The sequence below is a fragment of the Ruminococcus bicirculans (ex Wegman et al. 2014) genome (assembly GCF_000723465.1).
Lineage (GTDB): Bacteria > Bacillota > Clostridia > Oscillospirales > Ruminococcaceae > Hominimerdicola > Hominimerdicola aceti.
In genome coordinates this window covers 1591117-1608414 of the sequence record NZ_HF545616.1, presented here as the reverse complement: position 1 = coordinate 1608414, position 17298 = coordinate 1591117, and the positions used below count along the sequence as shown (strand labels likewise).

At 45.2% G+C, this 17298-nt stretch carries 10 protein-coding genes, 6 tRNA genes, 3 rRNA genes and 1 pseudogene; 15 read left to right on the top strand and 5 right to left on the bottom strand.

All coding sequences use genetic code 11. The features are described from left to right. Window positions 1-2: 2 nt before the first annotated feature. Window positions 3-599 carry a cache domain-containing protein gene (locus tag RBI_RS07365; RefSeq protein WP_038672047.1) on the bottom strand — a complete coding sequence of 199 codons (597 nt, stop codon included), beginning with the start codon at window positions 597-599 and terminating at the stop codon, window positions 3-5. Beyond that, a complete protein-coding gene (locus RBI_RS07360; RefSeq protein WP_038672045.1) occupies window positions 596-1114 on the bottom strand; it encodes a MotA/TolQ/ExbB proton channel family protein in 519 nt (172 codons plus the stop codon). Before RBI_RS07360 ends, RBI_RS07365 begins: the two co-directional genes overlap by 4 nt. A gap of 1159 nt (window positions 1115-2273) precedes the next feature. On the opposite strand from RBI_RS07360, the gene sleB reads away from it, so the two are divergent. After that, the gene (sleB, locus tag RBI_RS07355) at window positions 2274-2954 is read left to right on the top strand and encodes a spore cortex-lytic enzyme (protein WP_038672043.1); all 681 of its coding nucleotides are present in this window, start codon (window positions 2274-2276) and stop codon (window positions 2952-2954) included. A 38-nt stretch (window positions 2955-2992) separates the two neighbouring features. Here sleB and RBI_RS07350 read toward each other — a convergent pair whose 3' ends face one another. Together RBI_RS07350 and RBI_RS07345 are read right to left on the bottom strand one after the other, a co-directional pair. After that, window positions 2993-4345, bottom strand: coding sequence for a PASTA domain-containing protein (locus tag RBI_RS07350; RefSeq protein WP_038672041.1), 1353 nt, complete (start codon window positions 4343-4345; stop codon window positions 2993-2995). Beyond that, a complete protein-coding gene (locus tag RBI_RS07345; protein ID WP_038672038.1) occupies window positions 4296-4862 on the bottom strand; it encodes an RNA polymerase sigma factor in 567 nt (188 codons plus the stop codon). The genes RBI_RS07350 and RBI_RS07345 overlap by 50 nt, the downstream gene beginning before the upstream one ends. Before the next feature lie 282 nt (window positions 4863-5144). Between RBI_RS07345 and RBI_RS07340 the strand changes: the two genes are divergently transcribed. After that, window positions 5145-6335 (top strand): IS110 family transposase, encoded by a 1191-nt coding sequence (locus RBI_RS07340; protein ID WP_038670590.1) that lies wholly within the window; start codon window positions 5145-5147, stop codon window positions 6333-6335. 325 nt (window positions 6336-6660) lie between these two features. Here RBI_RS07340 and RBI_RS15425 read toward each other — a convergent pair whose 3' ends face one another. Then, window positions 6661-6783 (bottom strand): hypothetical protein, encoded by a 123-nt coding sequence (locus tag RBI_RS15425; RefSeq protein WP_022287987.1) that lies wholly within the window; start codon window positions 6781-6783, stop codon window positions 6661-6663. 193 nt (window positions 6784-6976) lie between these two features. Between RBI_RS15425 and RBI_RS07335 the strand changes: the two genes are divergently transcribed. The 13 genes and pseudogenes from RBI_RS07335 to RBI_RS14600 form a co-directional block, all read left to right on the top strand. Then, on the top strand, window positions 6977-8875 hold the full coding sequence (locus RBI_RS07335) for a lipopolysaccharide biosynthesis protein (RefSeq protein WP_051706605.1): 1899 nt from the start codon (window positions 6977-6979) through the stop codon (window positions 8873-8875). Window positions 8876-8937: 62 nt separating this feature from the next. Then, window positions 8938-9189: a YdbC family protein gene (locus tag RBI_RS07330; RefSeq protein WP_022287989.1), complete on the top strand. Its 252-nt coding sequence runs from the start codon at window positions 8938-8940 to the stop codon at window positions 9187-9189. Between the two features lie 237 nt (window positions 9190-9426). Then, a complete protein-coding gene (locus RBI_RS07325; RefSeq protein WP_022287990.1) occupies window positions 9427-10671 on the top strand; it encodes an ROK family transcriptional regulator in 1245 nt (414 codons plus the stop codon). A 600-nt stretch (window positions 10672-11271) separates the two neighbouring features. After that, window positions 11272-12783: ribosomal RNA gene (locus RBI_RS07320) — 16S ribosomal RNA — on the top strand. A 146-nt stretch (window positions 12784-12929) separates the two neighbouring features. Beyond that, window positions 12930-13005: transfer RNA gene (locus tag RBI_RS07315), tRNA-Ala, on the top strand. A gap of 49 nt (window positions 13006-13054) precedes the next feature. Continuing rightward, a tRNA-Ile gene (locus RBI_RS07310) sits at window positions 13055-13131 on the top strand. A 159-nt stretch (window positions 13132-13290) separates the two neighbouring features. Next, a 23S ribosomal RNA gene (locus RBI_RS07305) occupies window positions 13291-16127 on the top strand. Window positions 16128-16201: 74 nt separating this feature from the next. Further along, window positions 16202-16318: ribosomal RNA gene (gene rrf / locus RBI_RS07300) — 5S ribosomal RNA — on the top strand. Together the 16S, 23S and 5S rRNA genes with 6 tRNA genes alongside form the textbook arrangement of a ribosomal RNA operon. Before the next feature lie 5 nt (window positions 16319-16323). Next, window positions 16324-16399, top strand: a tRNA-Lys gene (locus tag RBI_RS07295). 73 nt (window positions 16400-16472) lie between these two features. Continuing rightward, window positions 16473-16547, top strand: a tRNA-Glu gene (locus tag RBI_RS07290). 71 nt (window positions 16548-16618) lie between these two features. Next, window positions 16619-16695: transfer RNA gene (locus tag RBI_RS07285), tRNA-Ile, on the top strand. A gap of 13 nt (window positions 16696-16708) precedes the next feature. Next, window positions 16709-16784 (top strand) — tRNA-Trp (locus RBI_RS07280). A gap of 139 nt (window positions 16785-16923) precedes the next feature. Beyond that, window positions 16924-17082: pseudogene (locus tag RBI_RS14600) on the top strand (DUF4314 domain-containing protein); the annotation flags it as partial. Between the last annotated feature and the right edge of the window lie 216 nt (window positions 17083-17298).

Below are 17298 nucleotides of genomic sequence, written 5' to 3'. Positions count from 1 at the left end.
TTCTATTTGGAAGTGTTTATGTATGTAAAGTAAACATTTTCGTATTTGTCTGACACAGCCTGCACAGCGTTTTCCACTATTCTCATGTTACGATAAAGCACTGCGTCACCGTCATAGACCACTGCCGCAAGCATTACTTCACCGTCTGCCGCACCGAGTCCTTCAAAAAGAGATATGAGCCTGCCTGAGATATCTTCATCAGGGGTCACGGTCATAATATCCTCATCATTACGGGAAATATACAGCTTGTCAGAGCCGTTTTCATTTCGCATATCAAGTGATATGAGCATACCCTGAGTGTAGCCGTCAAGCGCCTGCTGATTTTTTGCGGCATTGCTGTTAATGCTCTCAGCCTTTTTATAGGCTTCATCTATCTGCTTTTGCATATCCTCACGGAGCTTTTCTAATTCGTCAGCGGACTTTTGCTTCTGCTCCTCAAGCTGTTGAGTGACAGCCTGCACCTGAGCTTTAGCGTCCTCTTTCTGACTGTCGGCAGATGCGGAAACATCGGTCATGACCCAGAAAAGCATTATCATGATAACATCTAGCAGGGAAGTTAGCTCAAGGACTATGCCCTTATTTTTCCTGAAACCATTCATGGCTGTTCACCGCTTTGGGAATGTTCAGCGTTGTTTCTTTCAAGATAGAGCTGAACATTTTTCTCGTTATCCTCTATTTTTGCAGAGATTATGCCGTCAAGAAATTTGAAGATTATAGCAAAAACAAGTCCCCAAAAAGTGGAGGTCAAAGCGCCATAGAAATTATCCTGAACGTTTGTCATATCGCCCACCATACCGAGGAGGGAGATAACAGTGCCGAGGATACCCAAGAGAGGGAAAATCCCTGTGAGATTTACGAACAGAGAATAAAGGCTTCCTGTGCGGTTGCGCATAGAAACGATATCTGTTTCACGAATGCCGGAAATATCGCTGTCAGCCTGACGGCGGGAAGCACCTGAGTCGGGAACGAAGATGTTAAGATGAAGCTTGTTATAGAGAACATCAGCTGATTTTTTAGTGAAATAAAAGACGAGGGCGGTCGCAACTGCAACCAAGAAAATTATCATGTCGAAGCCGAAAAAGTTCATAAAAATTACGGAAAAGAGTTTTTTCATGGATAAGACCCCCTATAGAGATAATGATAGCACATTTTGAGGTAAATTGCAAGATGTGGGGGCGGATTTTTAGTGAGGAGTGAGGAGTGAGGAATGAGCATAGCAGATCAAAGTAAATTGCAAGCATAAAGTAAAAATAAAGCACCGAGCGAAGCGAGCAAAAGGTCCAGGGACACGTCCCTGGTCAGGGTCAAGGGGTGAAACCCCTTGTGGGTACAGGGCAAAGCCCTGTCGGAGTTTGAGGCAGAGCCTCATTCGGCGTAAGCCGACAAGGTGCAGATTTAATGAAAAATAGCATATAGAAGTTAGATATTAGATGAAAGTGATATGTGAGTATAAAATCTGCACCGCTTTACTATCCTCCTGCACAACGTAAAGTCCGCAAAGAGCGGAGCGATTTTGCGGAGGTAGAAACTTGCCTGAATATCTGTAGGGGCGAACAGCGTTCGCCCGTGTTCAGAATTTGCATAATTTCAGCATTGTAGGGGCTTGGCGAAATTTCTGTTCGCAAGCTCACAGAAATGCGACAGCCCGATATTTCTTGCCCATTGAATTATCGGGGAATATCACAATAATGTACCTCGAAAATAATTTGGCATCAAAGATACAACAATCACAGCATTACACCTCCGAGCGGGACGTCGAGGGCGCCGTCCCCTACAAGCGTGATAGGATAGTTTTTTGTTCTGTCCTACAATGGTTGTAATCGTGGACTTGTTTCTTCGACGGGCGAACGATGTTCGCCCCTACAGATTTGTTGCCGTGGGGGTCGTGTTTCAGTCGTTTTTTATTCGATTTTCAAGTTGCGTTCGGGGTGTGACATTTGGTATTAAGCCCTTGGTTGCGTATACACAAAATCCACAACGCACACCCACGCTTTGACACAAGTACTCTACAGCCTGTTCCAGAATCTCTCATCGTATTCACTAAGTCGCAGGGCTTGTACGTGCCCGCAAGTATCAAAACGCTTTCTACTTATACACGAAAAGTACCCTTTTTGTTGCATAAAAAATGCAACAATTGCAGAAATGTTGCCAAATTAAAATATAAATCATTTGTTTGCATGAATTTGTACTGCTGAATTTGTGCATATTGACATGGCGTGAATAAATCTGTAAATGCTGTAAAAAATAAATGCAGATTTTCAGGAGGTGATCTTATGAGAACAATGAGAAATCTGCTTGCAAAAAAAGCTGTGGTGACGGTGCTGGCGGTGGGAGTTTCGCTGGCGGCGGTGAATGCCTTTTGGGGCGGTTCGGACAGTGCGCTCTCTCAGCTTGGGTCTAGCGGCAGTGAGGTGCGGGCTATTCAGGAACGCCTTAAAGAACGTGGTTTGTTCAATGATTCTGTGACGGGATACTACGGTGAAAAGACCAAAGCCGCTGTGATAAAATTTCAGAAACAGCAGGGGATAAGTCAGACGGGGACGGCAGGTCCGCAGACGCTGCGTGCGTTGGGCATTTCTATCGGCTCTGTGCCGTCGGCTACGGAGCAGAATATCAATCTTTTGGCGAGGATAATCTCTGCCGAGGCCAGGGGCGAGCCTTATGTGGGACAGGTGGCTGTGGGTGCGGTGATACTCAACCGTATTGAACACCCGTCTTTCCCTGACACGCTTTCGGGGGTAATTTACCAAAACGGCGCTTTTACGGCGGTGGTGGACGGACAGTTCAACGAGCCTGTTGCCGCTTCAGCTTACAATGCTGCCCGTGACGCTTTGAACGGCTGGGATCCTACCAACGGCTGCGTTTACTACTACAATCCTGCTAAGACTTCAAACGCTTATATGCACGCTAAGCCTACGGTGACGGTTATTGGAAGCCATAGGTTTTGTATGTGAAACAAAAGCCGCCCTGCGCAGTGCAGAGCGGTTTTGTGCTATTTATGTACGAAAAAGTAATCGCTGCCGTTTAGGGATATTGGTATGGAGTAGAGGATATCGTCGGAAAAATAGCTGGTGATGTAGCCTGCTATATCGGCGAGCTTTTCGGTATCGGAAATGTCTATGGCATAGGCGTCTACATATGAGGTCTTGCCAGTTATGGCTATTCTTACATCATTTATATGGAAAACGTCTTTTACTTCTTCAAGTATCTCTCTTGGGCTTCTGTAGCCGGAGATGACTTCTGCTTTGCCGCCGAGGGTTATTGTGACTATTGACATATCAACGTTACAGCTTTGCAGAAGCTCTTCCATTTCCTTGATGTTGTGTTCGTAAAGCACTGTTACCTCACATCTGTTGCCTTGATCATAAATGCTGCAGGAGGTGAAAGTTGGGCGGTAACCCATTTCTTCCAGGTCGCACAAAAGATTTGATACTTTATACGGATTTGTTATAGGCGTATCGCTGATGGGGAGATCGCCTGTCGGCTCTGGGTAGGCGGTGTGGACGTCCACAAGGTCGATATTTACGCCGTATGCTTGGAGGTAGGCTTTTGTGCAGGTGACGTCATTTTCGGTGTTTACTGTTACGTCGAGGTAGGTTTCATGGTTTTCGGCGGATATTATGCCAAAGTCTGCGGCTCTTGAATTTAGTGCGGAGAGTATTACGTTAAGATCGTCTGTGTTTTCAAGGTCGGTGAGGCGTTCGGTAAAGGTCGGTATCTCTATATCTGCCACTTCATATGTGCCAAGCTCGTCTTCGGTGAGCTGTTTATCGGTCTGTTCGTCAGAGTCGGTCTGTGAACTGTCATTGTGGATATAAGTTCTTTGCTCAGGAACTGGACCTTTACTCACAAACAGGTTGACTTCTTGCCCTGCTTGTATCTCTTCCCCTGCGGCAGGCTCGGTATTCATGACAGTTTCGGCGGAGACAGTATCGCTGTATCTATCACGTCTCATGGGCGTGCCGCCTGCCTGTACGATAAGCTTTTCGGCTTCGGCATAGGTCTTGTTGGTGACGTCCGGCACTGTGATAGGCTGTGGGGTCTGGGGCGGCTGTGTGGCGGTATCTGTGGAAGCTGTGGAGGATGTGGGAGTAGTGGTGTCGATATCGGGTTTTAAAAGTCCGCTGAATGCGAATGCTCCCACTGCTACGGCGGCGCAGGCTGCCACTGCGGCTATGCCCACGGATTTTCTTCTAAGCTTTATAGGCTGGAGTTTTGCGGCTGTCGGTGCGCTGTCAGATGAAGAGGTGATAAAGGCTTTATTGTCTATTTTTTGCAGGATCGCGTCAAGGTTTTCAGACTTGCTTTCGCTGTGGGACTTTTTCATTATATCTGTCATTTTCATTGCTTTGTTCCTCCTTTTCACAGTATATTTTTTTCAGCTTTTCAAGGGTGCGGTATAGTCTTGATTTTACGGTGGACTGCGACAAGCCAAGGCATGAAGCTGTCTTTTTGATAGTATAGCCGTACTGATAGTGCAGGACGAAAATGCGGTAGGTGGTATCGTCGGAGCTTTTGAGATAGCTCATCACCTGTTCATAGTCGAAAAAGTCGGCGTTTTCAAGGGTAGCAAGGGCTTTTTCGTCGGGGATATTCAGGTTGGTGATATCCTCGAATGTGGCTTTGGGCTGTTGTCTGTAATGGTCTGCAACATAATGCTTGGCTATACGCAGGACGTAATGCCTGACGTTTTTTATTTTCCCCTCAGTGGTGATAAGGGAGCGGTAAAAATCAAGATACACGCTTTGGAGTGCGTCCTCTATAAGCTCTCTGGTGGGAAGCTTTGAGGTAAGATAGCGGTCTATATAATCGTATGTATCATTATAAGCCTGCACGAATGTATCTTTTAGTTCTGTTCCCATGGGTTTTCCCCCTTTGGTATGATATTAGCATAGTCCAAACTGCTGACTACAGTGGTGACAGGCTATGCTTATTTTGATATAATAAGAAGGTAATGGACTGACGGTCACCCCCTTAGAACTAAGCGTTCGTAATAGAAAGTGTCAGCCGCCTTCTTGTTATAAAATTCGATTAAGCAGGTTGTACCTGCTGTGTTTACAGCAGCGTTCGCATCACTAACCAAAATGAATTTTAATAAGCTCCTGAGCGGAAACATTACAAAATATCAGAAAGAAGGATTTATCATGATTAGTGTAGGAATTGATGTATCAAAAGGAAAAAGTACTGTTTGCATTATGAAACCTTGCGGCGAAATACTTGAATCACCCTTTGACATTGGTCACACTGCCGATGAACTGGATTCTCTTATTTCTCTCATCAAATCATTCGATGAAGAAACCCGTGTTGTTATGGAAGATACAGGTCACTATCATCTTCCTGTTGCGACCTATTTATCTTCTCACAACATTTTTGTATGCTGTGTAAATGCCTTGCGTATGAAGAAGTTCTGCTCGCAAAGCATAAGACGAGCAAAAACCGATAAAATTGATTCGATTAAAATCGCATCTTTCGGTATTACATACTGGAACGAGCTTGTTAAGGCTTATCCCTCTAATGTTATATACGATGAACTTAAATTTCTTGCACGTCAGTATTATCAGGTTACAGGTATGCTTGTTAAATCAAAGGTGAACTTCTCCAATCTTCTTGACCAAGTTATGCCCAAAATCAATGATGTTCTTTCAAATCAAGGTGAAAATCACAAGCTGACCGAGTTTGTCAGTCGATATATTCATTTTCAGAATATTCTCGATATGGGAGAAATGAAATTTACATCTGATTACTGCAAATGGGCAAAGAAAAAGGGATACCGCTTAAACGAGCGTAAGGCAGCGGAAATCCTTGCCCTTGCTCAAAACGGTATCCCTACGCTTCCTAACTCCCAATCCGTCAAAATTGCCGTTAGTGAAGCCGTCAAGCTGATCCACTCAATAGAGGAATCACGCAATACCATTTTAGCACAAATGCAGGATCTTTGCAACACCTTGCCTGAATATTCTGTTGTCAAGGAAATGGATTGTATCGGAGATACACTTGCTCCACGTATCATTGCTGAAATTGGCGATGTACGCAGATTCAAAAACAAGCACTCTCTCATTGCCTATGCAGGCATTGACGCTCCGCCTTATCAGTCGGGTGCATTCCACGCTTCTGAGCGTCATATATCCAAGCGTGGAAACAGTTATCTGCGAAAAACAGGCTACGAGATCATGCAGTCCTTAATCAAACACAAACCTGCCGACAATGCTGTCTATGACTTTATTCAGAAGAAACGCAGCGAAGGGAAATGCGGCAAAGAAGCAATGATTGCGGGGCTTAACAAATTCCTTCGAGTTTACTACGGCAAGGTTATGGAGTTTTACTCCGAACATTAATTGTAGTCTCAGGTACATACTCATCGGGCGTTTGAATACTTCCTTCAAACGTCAGCTTTGCTATATCGTTTTTTCCTTTGCTTCTTTTCTCAACTTTGTTCATTTTGCCTATTGATTTTTCTTAGCAGGTTTCTTTTTGCTCTGTGAGCTTTCACCCTAATAGTCGGAAAAAATGCTGAAAAAGTTTCAGCTTTGTGAAAAGTTTTTTGTAAAGAAAAAGGACGGCAGAAGCCGTCCTGAGAGTGCGTGCTGGGAATAGCCCCGACTAAGCGGGACGTCGGGGGCGCCGTCCCCTACAATAAACGTTTTTGTACCATGCTAAATTTTAGTCTACAGAATAATATTTCTGAAGTCTTGTTTTGAATATCTCACAGATGATATTTGCAGCTACTCCTGCTGTGAATACAGATACGAAAAGTATCAGAAATACTTTTGTTGCTTTGCTCATGTTATCTTCCTCCTGTAATTCTGTGACGCTGTTTTTACAGCCCTTTTCTTTAGGTCTATTATACTATAATCTTACTCTGATTGCAAGCGGTTTGTGAAAAAATACGGCTTTTTATAAAAATATTTGCAAAAATCAAAGCATTGTGTTATAATATCTCTATGTGTTATATTTTTATGTAATGAGGAAATTTTAAATGGCAGAAACAGGCAAACAAAGCAGCTATAAAAAGCTGTTTTCAAATACTCTGGTGTTCGCTATAGGTTCTTTCAGCTCAAAAGTCCTTGTGCTGTTGCTTGTGCCTATTTACACCAACTATCTTACTACGGCTGAGCTGGGCGTTACGGACGTTCTCACTCAGATAGCTAACTGGATAATACCTCTTGTGACCATGACTATCACGGAGGCTATAATCAGATTTGGTCTTGACAAGGCTTATGACAAGGTAAAGGTCTTTACTCTTGGCAATCTTATATGCTTCTTTGGTCTGGCGGTGTTCGGTATTTTGCTGCCTATTGTGTCGCTGACGGGCATTGCTGACAAGTATATTGGCGGATACAGCTTGATACTATATGTATATGTATTCACATCAAGCATGAAGTCGCTGTATTCAACTTTCGTGCGTGCAATGGAGCAGGTGAAGCTGTTTGCTTTTAACGGCATACTGACCACGTTCTTTACGCTGTTTTGGACGGCTTTGTTTTATATGGTGCTCCCTGAGGGATTTCTCGGTCACGGCACAGGCATTGAAAAGTATTTGCTCGCTACCATTCTTTCTGACCTTATATCGGTGGTATTTCTCACGTTCAAGTCAAAGCTTTGGAGATATATAAACTTCAAGGATATTGACAGAGAGCTTTTGCAGGTAATGCTTCAATACTCTGTGCCTCTTATCCCTGCTCAGCTTTTGTGGCTCATAACAAACAGCTCGGATTCATTTATGACTACCCACTATCTTGGCTCGGACTACAACGGCGTGCTGTCGGCGGCTTACAAGATACCTAACCTTGTGTCAACGGTGTATCTTATGTTCGGTCAGGCTTGGAATATGTCGGCTATCACTGAGGACGATTCTGATGACAGAGATTCCTTCTATGAGAATGTTTTTGACTTCAATCAGAGCCTTTTGTATATCCTTGTGGCAGGCTGTCTGCTTATCGTTCAGCCTGTGACTAACTTCTGGATAGGCGCAGATTTCCGTGACTGCGTAAAATACTCGCCTATTATCATATATGCGACCATTTATTCATGCTTCACCACTTTTATGGGGTCTATTTATCTTGCTTCAAAGCAGACGAAGAGGTCACTTTTTACGAGCCTTGTTTCAGGTGTGATAAACGTGGGGCTGAACGTTATCCTCATACCGAGGATAGGACTTTACGGTCCGCCTATATCCACGGTTGCGGCTTACATGACGGTTTTCATCATAAGAGCCATAGACTCGAGAAAGCTAGTGCCGTTCAGGATAGATATGAAAAAGATGATAGTGAACAACATCGTTATCCTTGTGATGATGTTCATTTGCCTTTTTGAAACTGACCTTATGCACCACCTGCCTTTGTATGCTATCGTGACACTGCTTTTCTTTGCGGTCTTTATACTCAACCGAAAGGCTGTGGAGAGCATATTCTACAAGGTGCTTCCTGCAAGGATAGCTTCACATTTTGTGAGCCTTAGCACTGCAAAGCTTTGCGCAGTTATAGGCGGCTTGGCTGTATTTGTACTCATAGACTTGCTCACAAGGGGCATTATTGTGTATGCTTTGCTTCTGGCAGGCTTTGTCTTTGCAATATACAAAAACAAGAACAGGCTTATGTATATCTTTATGGTGCTTATGCCGCTGAGTCTAGTTTTCAGGCACGGCATGGTATGGGCAGCGGTGGCATTTCTGATACTGGCGGTGGCTGTTATTATCAAAAATCGCAGGCCAGCAGATGTTTTCATTGGCATTGCGGCACTTGATATACTGCTTGGTGCGGCGGCAGGACTTTGGTTCGGCGTGCTTGCGGCGGCGGTGCAGACACTTGTATGCGGCTTTATATTCCGCAGACAGATATGGGATAAGCTTATTGAATGGGCATATAAAAAGCGGTAGAGATACTGCGTTTTATAGATAAAGGGGCTATGCTCCTATTACACCAATGGAGGTTTTTTATCATGGCAGAATTGAAATTTGAGATCACAGAGCGTATAGGCGTACTTTCTGAAAACGCTAAGGGCTGGACAAAGGAGCTTAACAAGGTTTCCTGGAACGAGAGAGAGCCTAAATATGACCTGAGAGAATGGAATCCAGACCACAGCAGAATGGGCAAGGGTATCACTCTTACTGACGAAGAAGTGGAAACTCTCAAGGCTATTCTCAACGGTGAGGAAATAGAGGACGATATTAACGAGGCTGATATTCTTTAAAAAATTGTAAATGTTCGGTAAACAGTTAAATGATAATCAATTGTTAATCATGAGTTTAAAAATGTTTGCTATAATTTTCGAGAAGAACAATTAAACGGCGGAGTTGTGCGTTATTTCATGCATGGCTGCCGCCGGAAGCTTGCACATAAAAGGCGTTTCGTATCAGTATTTAAAGGACACGGAACGCTTTGAACGTACAGGGCAGGTAATAATATATTCGGAGGGAATTATAGTTATATGGAACAGCATGGCATTAGCAAGCTTGATCTCAAGAGGCGCAACCGTATGCAGGTCCTCAAGATACTCAAGCAGAGAGGCCCTACTTCCCGTATCGACATTGCGGGAACTTTAGAGCTTACAAGAGCTGCTGTTACGATCATAACAAATGAAATGATCGAGCAGGGGATAATACAGGAAATAGGCGAATACAAGCACGTTACAGAAAAAGCTCCGAGAGGCAGAAAAAAGATACTTATCGACATAAATCACCACTACAAGTTCGTTATAGGCGTAACGGTAGAGGAGGATATCGTAAGCGTTGGTCTGTCAACTCTGGCAGGTGCAGTTCTCGATAAGAGAAACCTGGCTATCAACGAAAAGACGGACTACAGCACTATTTTTGATTTCACTGAGAAGTCTATAAACGAGGTACTGGGCGACAACTGCCTTGACAAGAACTCTATTCTCGGCATAGGTTTCGGTATATTCCCGACTATGTATTCAAGACTTGGTATCAGTGTTGAAGATGGCGAGCCTGATTATGCTAAGCTAAAGGCTGCAATAAGAGAGAAAACTGAGCTTCCGCTGGTTTTTGACAACTCTGTAAAGGGTACAGCTATGGCAAATATCGACTTCCTTAAAACAAAGGATATAAACAGACACAACATAGCCTTTTTGCAGTATGGCAACACTATGCACTTTGTTGTGACGAATCTTAATGATCCGATCGTTTCATATGATAACAGAACTAACTTTGTGGATAAGATGATAATCAACCCTTATTCTGACAGGACTTGTCCTTGCGGAAGAAGGGGCTGTGTTGAGAGTGAACTCACTCCATCGGCTACTATGTCAAAGCTTAGGGAAGTATTTTCTGCTGAAAAGACGCCTTTTCTCTATGAGGCGGCAAGGGGAAGCTTTGAGAATGTCAATCAGGATATGATAACGATGGCATACGAGAAAGACGACAAGGCTGTAAAAGAGATACTTAACGGCGAGCTTACGCTGTTAGCGGTGCTTCTTAACAACTTGTATTTTTCTACCAACCCACAGAAGATAGTGCTGCATCAGTTCAAATTCCAGAATGAAAAGGCGTTCCAGAAATTAAAGGACGCTGTGACAGAGATAGGCGGAGCGCTTGTTTCAAGCAAGATCGAGCTTTCTATTATTGAGGACAAACACAGATTCCTGTCAGGCTGTGCGCTTGCAATAAGAGAATTGTTCTTTAACAGGGGCGGATTTGATACATCTTCTAATAATTAAGAGCATCAGAGCAGGGCATTGCCCTGCTTTTTCTTTTATACATAGTATAAACTGAACAACATAGTGAAAAATATCTAAATTATCGGGTAGAAAATGTATAAAAGAGAGAAACGATGAAAAAGCTATTGACAAATGTCGCTGTAGATGATAAAATAAATAAGTCGCTTGATGAGAGCGATGAATGTGAATAAAGTGATGACGATGAGCACTTTCTGAAAGAGTTCAAACGAATTCATAAAGAATTCACAAAGAAAAGTCTTGACAAAGCTTAGCTAATATGATATAATAGATAAGCTGATTTAAGACAGCACATTAGAAAACACGAAAAGATCGGAAGTCAAAAAACTTTTTTGAAAAAACTTCAGAAAAGGGGTTGACAAAAGATAAAAAGTGTGATATAATGTAAAAGTTGCACGACACAAAAGAGTGTAACGAAACAGCATCTTGAAAATTGAACAAAGACGAATAGTACGAAACCCTTGAGAGATTCTTTTGAGAAAAAGAATTAAAGGTCTAACATAAAGACGTAAAAGAAATGTACGTTCAGTGAAGTGAACTGAAACAGGATAACAAGAGCAGAGATGCTTTTGATATACAACTTTAATTAAGAGTTTGATCCTGGCTCAGGACGAACGCTGGCGGCACGCTTAACACATGCAAGTCGAACGAGAGAAGAGGAGCTTGCTTTTCTGATCTAGTGGCGGACGGGTGAGTAACACGTGAGCAATCTGCCTTTCAGAGGGGGATACCGATTGGAAACGATCGTTAATACCGCATAACATAATTGAACCGCATGATTTGATTATCAAAGATTTATCGCTGAAAGATGAGCTCGCGTCTGATTAGCTAGTTGGTAAGGTAACGGCTTACCAAGGCGACGATCAGTAGCCGGACTGAGAGGTTGATCGGCCACATTGGGACTGAGACACGGCCCAGACTCCTACGGGAGGCAGCAGTGGGGAATATTGCACAATGGAGGAAACTCTGATGCAGCGATGCCGCGTGAGGGAAGAAGGTTTTAGGATTGTAAACCTCTGTCTTCAGGGACGAAAAAAGACGGTACCTGAGGAGGAAGCTCCGGCTAACTACGTGCCAGCAGCCGCGGTAATACGTAGGGAGCGAGCGTTGTCCGGAATTACTGGGTGTAAAGGGAGCGTAGGCGGGATCGCAAGTCAGATGTGAAAACTATGGGCTTAACCCATAAACTGCATTTGAAACTGTGGTTCTTGAGTGAAGTAGAGGTAAGCGGAATTCCTAGTGTAGCGGTGAAATGCGTAGATATTAGGAGGAACATCAGTGGCGAAGGCGGCTTACTGGGCTTTAACTGACGCTGAGGCTCGAAAGCGTGGGGAGCAAACAGGATTAGATACCCTGGTAGTCCACGCCGTAAACGATGATTACTAGGTGTGGGGGGACTGACCCCTTCCGTGCCGCAGCAAACGCAATAAGTAATCCACCTGGGGAGTACGACCGCAAGGTTGAAACTCAAAGGAATTGACGGGGGCCCGCACAAGCAGTGGAGTATGTGGATTAATTCGAAGCAACGCGAAGAACCTTACCAGGTCTTGACATCGTATGCATAGCTCAGAGATGAGTGAAATCTCTTCGGAGACATATAGACAGGTGGTGCATGGTTGTCGTCAGCTCGTGTCGTGAGATGTTGGGTTAAGTCCCGCAACGAGCGCAACCCTTACTGTTAGTTGCTACGCAAGAGCACTCTAGCAGGACTGCCGTTGACAAAACGGAGGAAGGTGGGGATGACGTCAAATCATCATGCCCCTTATGACCTGGGCCTCACACGTACTACAATGGCTGTCAACAGAGGGAAGCAAAGCCGCGAGGTGGAGCGAACCCCTAAAAGCAGTCTTAGTTCGGATTGTAGGCTGCAACCCGCCTACATGAAGTCGGAATTGCTAGTAATCGCAGATCAGCATGCTGCGGTGAATACGTTCCCGGGCCTTGTACACACCGCCCGTCACGCCATGGGAGTCGGTAACACCCGAAGCCTGTAGTCTAACCGCAAGGAGGACGCAGTCGAAGGTGGGATTGATGACTGGGGTGAAGTCGTAACAAGGTAGCCGTATCGGAAGGTGCGGCTGGATCACCTCCTTTCTATGGAGAACGGAGAAGTAAAAAAACTTCTCATAAACAAATTCTCCGGTCAGCAAAGGTTTAAGAAAGTAGTTTTTGTTCAATTTTGAGGATGCTGGAAACAGTATCTTTAAAACAGCACAATGGAGTACCTAGTCCCTGCATATGGGGGTGTAGCTCAGCTGGGAGAGCACCTGCTTTGCAAGCAGGGGGTCAGGAGTTCGATTCTCCTCATCTCCACCAAGGGACGAAGGAAGACGAACAGCTTGAGTGCCGTTATGTAAAGCATAATGGGCGCATAGCTCAGGTGGTTAGAGCGCACGCCTGATAAGCGTGAGGTCGGTGGTTCGAGTCCACTTGTGCCCACCAGCAAGAGAGATCTTGCAAGGAACGAAACTTGAAAATTGAATAATGAAAAGCAAAAGTAATGCAAATGAGGAAAAATGAACGACAATAACGAAAGTTAAAGTCGGGTAAAAAACCTGCAATTAGCATAAAAATTAAGAGGATTAGACATAATTCAAAAATGGTTAAGCTAAGAAGAGCGTAGGGAGAATGCCTTGGCATTAGGAGCCGATGAAGGACGTGATAAGCTGCGATAAGCTGCGGGGATCAGCAAGTATGAATTGATCCGCAGATTTCCGAATGGAGCAATCCGTATGTGTATGCACATACATCATATACTGAATCAAATAGGTATATGAGGGGAACCGCCTGAACTGAAACATCTAAGTAGGGCGAGGAAAAGAAATCAACCGAGATTCTGTGAGTAGTGGCGAGCGAAAGCGGAAGAGGCTAAACCATAGGTAGCAATACTTATGGGGTTTCGGACAGCATTTAGCATTGATAATTTCTAGTTGAAACGTGTGGGAAAACGTACCGAAGAGTGTGAGAGTCACGTAAGCGAAAGAGAAAGTCAGCGAGCTGTATCCAAAGTACCGCGGGACACGTGAAACCCCGTGGGAAGATGGGGGGACCATCCTCCAAGCCTAAATACTACCTAATGACCGATAGCGAATAGTACTGTGAAGGAACGGTGAAAAGAACCCCGGGAGGGGAGTGAAAAAGAACCTGAAACCCTATGCTTACAAGCACCGAGAGCACGTCAAAGTGTGATCGGGTACCTTTTGTAGAATGGTCCGGCGAGTTATTGTATGCGGCAAGGTTAAGTGCTTAAGGCACGGAGCCGAAGCGAGAGCAAGTCTGAATAGGGCGAAAAAGTCGTATGCAATAGACCCGAAACCGAGTGACCTATCCATGTCCAGGCTGAAGTGGAGGTAAAACTCCATGGAGGGCCGAACACACGTCCGTTGAAAAGGCCGGTGATGAGGTGTGGATAGCGGAGAAATTCCAATCGAACTCGGATATAGCTGGTTCTCTCCGAAATAGCTTTAGGGCTAGCCTCGTGAAAGATTACTGGAGGTAAAGCACTGAATGGGCTAGGGGTCGAAAGATTACTGAACCCTATCAAACTAAGAATGCCAGATAATTGATTCACGGGAGTCAGACAATGTGAGATAAGTCTCATTGTCAAAAGGGAAACAGCCCAGACCCACAGCTAAGGTCCCTAAACATTGTTAAGTGGAAAAGGATGTGGGGTTGCATAAACAACCAGGATGTTGGCTTAGAAGCAGCCACTCATTAAAAGAGTGCGTAATAGCTCACTGGTCGAGTGACCCTGCGCCGAAAATTCAACGGGGCTAAACAATGTACCGAAGCTTGGGATTCTAAAGTAATTTAGAGTGGTAGGAGAGCGTCGAATAAGGGGTGAAGTCAGAGCGGAAGCGCTGGTGGACTTTATTCGAGTGAGAATGCCGGAATGAGTAGCGAGAATTATGTGAGAATCATAATGGCCGAAAATCTAAGGTTTCCTGAGGAAGGTTCGTCCGCTCAGGGTAAGCCGGGGGCTAAGGCGAGGCGGAGACGCGTAGCCGATGCACATACGGTTGAAATTCCGTAGCCACCGAAAGATTTAAGTACAGGGACGCTTTAGAAGTGATGTTGCCGGGCGATGGTTGACCCGGTCGTAAGGGATCGAAAATGAGTAGAGAAGTCATCATGGAAAGAGACAAGAAAAGCTGTATGAATATCTTAGGTGCCCGTACCGCAAACCGACACAGGTAGATAGGAAGAAGATTCTAAGGCCAACGGGAGAAGGGTTGTTAAGGAACTCGGCAAGTTGACCCCGTAACTTAGGGATAAGGGGTGCTCAAGTGATTGAGCCGCAGAGAATAGGCCCAGGCGACTGTTTAGCAAAAACACAGGTCTCTGCTAAATCGAAAGATGACGTATAGGGGCTGACACCTGCCCGGTGCCGGAAGGTTAAGAGGAGATGTGAGAGCATTGAATTGAAGCCCCGGTAAACGGCGGCCGTAACTATAACGGTCCTAAGGTAGCGAAATTCCTTGTCAGGTAAGTTCTGACCCGCACGAAAGGTGTAACGATCTGGGCACTGTCTCAACAACCCGCCCGGCGAAATTGTAGTACCGGTGAAGATGCCGGTTACCCGCGACTAGACGGAAAGACCCCATGGAGCTTTACTGTAGCCTAATATTGGATTTCGGTATTTCACGTACAGGATAGGTGGGAGACTGGGAAGCACAGGCGTCAGCTTGTGTGGAGTCGACCTTGGGATACCACTCTTGGAGTGCTGGAATTCTAACCTGCGGCTTTGAAGCAAGTCGGGGGACATTGTTAGGTGGGCAGTTTGACTGGGGCGGTCGCCTCCTAAAGAGTAACGGAGGCGCTCAAAGGTTCGCTCTGCATGGATGGAAACCATGCGTCAGAGTGTAAACGCAAAAGCGAGCCTAACTGCGAGAATGACGGTTCGAGCAGTAACGAAAGTTGGAGTTAGTGATCCGGCGGTATGTGAATGGAAATGCCGTCGCTCAACGGATAAAAGCTACCCTGGGGATAACAGGCTGATCTCCCCCAAGAGTCCACATCGACGGGGAGGTTTGGCACCTCGATGTCGGCTCATCGCATCCTGGGGCTGAATTCGGTCCCAAGGGTTTGGCTGTTCGCCAATTAAAGCGGTACGCGAGCTGGGTTCAGAACGTCGTGAGACAGTTCGGTCCCTATCTGTCGTGGGCGTAGGATATTTGCAAGGAGCTGTCCCTAGTACGAGAGGACCGGGATGGACGCACCTCTGGTGCACCAGTTGTCACGCCAGTGGCACAGCTGGGCAGCTATGTGCGGAACGGATAAACGCTGAAGGCATCTAAGCGTGAAGCCGCCCTTAAGATAAGATATCCCTTCTGTTTACAGAGTAAGACCCCTTGAAGACTACAAGGTTGATAGGCTCAAAGTGTAAGCACGGTGACGTGTTTAGCTAGCGAGTACTAATCGGTCGAGGGCTTAACCTTATTGGTTATGACTACTCCTTTTAACCAACAGCTTTTTCATTATTCAATTTTGAGGATTCGTTCCTCTTCACTTAGTCGGTGGCGTTTGAGTTGAGGTCACACCTGTTCCCATGCCGAACACAGTAGTTAAGCTCTTCTTCGCCGAAAATACTTGGATGGTAACGTCCCGGTAAGATAGGGTGCTGCCGACACCTATGCACCATTAGCTCAGATGGTAGAGCAACTGACTCTTAATCAGTGGGTCCTGGGTTCGAGTCCCCGATGGTGCACCAAATTTCCCGTAACGGGCAGATATATTTTTGCTCGCTGCGGTTTTTCTTTATATGCTGCAGGTCAGCATTATATGGCCCGTTGGTCAAGCGGTTAAGACTCCGGCCTCTCACGCCGGCATCGGGAGTTCGATTCTCCCACGGGTCACCAATATTTCCTCTCGCTTGCGTGAGGTCGTTATGCAAGCTTCTCAAAAAGCTTGCTATTTTTTTGCTCTATGTGGACCATTAGCTCAGTTGGTTAGAGCAACCGGCTCATAACCGGTGGGTCCGGGGTTCGAGTCCCTGATGGTCCACCACATTTTTTTATCTAGGGGTATAGCTCAGTTGGTAGAGCAGCGGTCTCCAAAACCGCGTGCCGAGGGTTCGAATCCTTCTGCCCCTGCCATACTTGTGCAATAAAATAGATGCACACCTCGAAAAGCTCGTATTTACGAGCTTTTTTTGCGTTTTGAGGGTAAAAATCTCAGGTGTAAAACCGTAGATGCTTTTCGCCAGTTTTCACCAAAAAGGAAGTCAAACCCTACACAACAAAAAATATCGAACATATGGATGATATCGGCACTGTGCATTGCGTCTTTGATAACGGCAGAACGCTCGGAGTGATCCCAGGCGTGGACGATTTCCATATCGTAAGTGAAGATAGTGAGCCAACAGAAGATGAAGAAATGAATATATCAATGTGACGGTCAAGTTTTGAAAAAAAGCTTGACTGTTTTTTATTGGAAAAATCGGGAAGGAGATGATTCGTACTGATAAAATCTTTTAATATCTTTGCAGGAATAGGCGGATTCCGTTCGGAACTTGAAAAAGCGGGCGGCTTTGAGTGCGTCGGATACTGCGAGATAGATCGACGGCAAGGAATACGAACTCGATATCAGCTTCAAGAAATACAAGCAGGT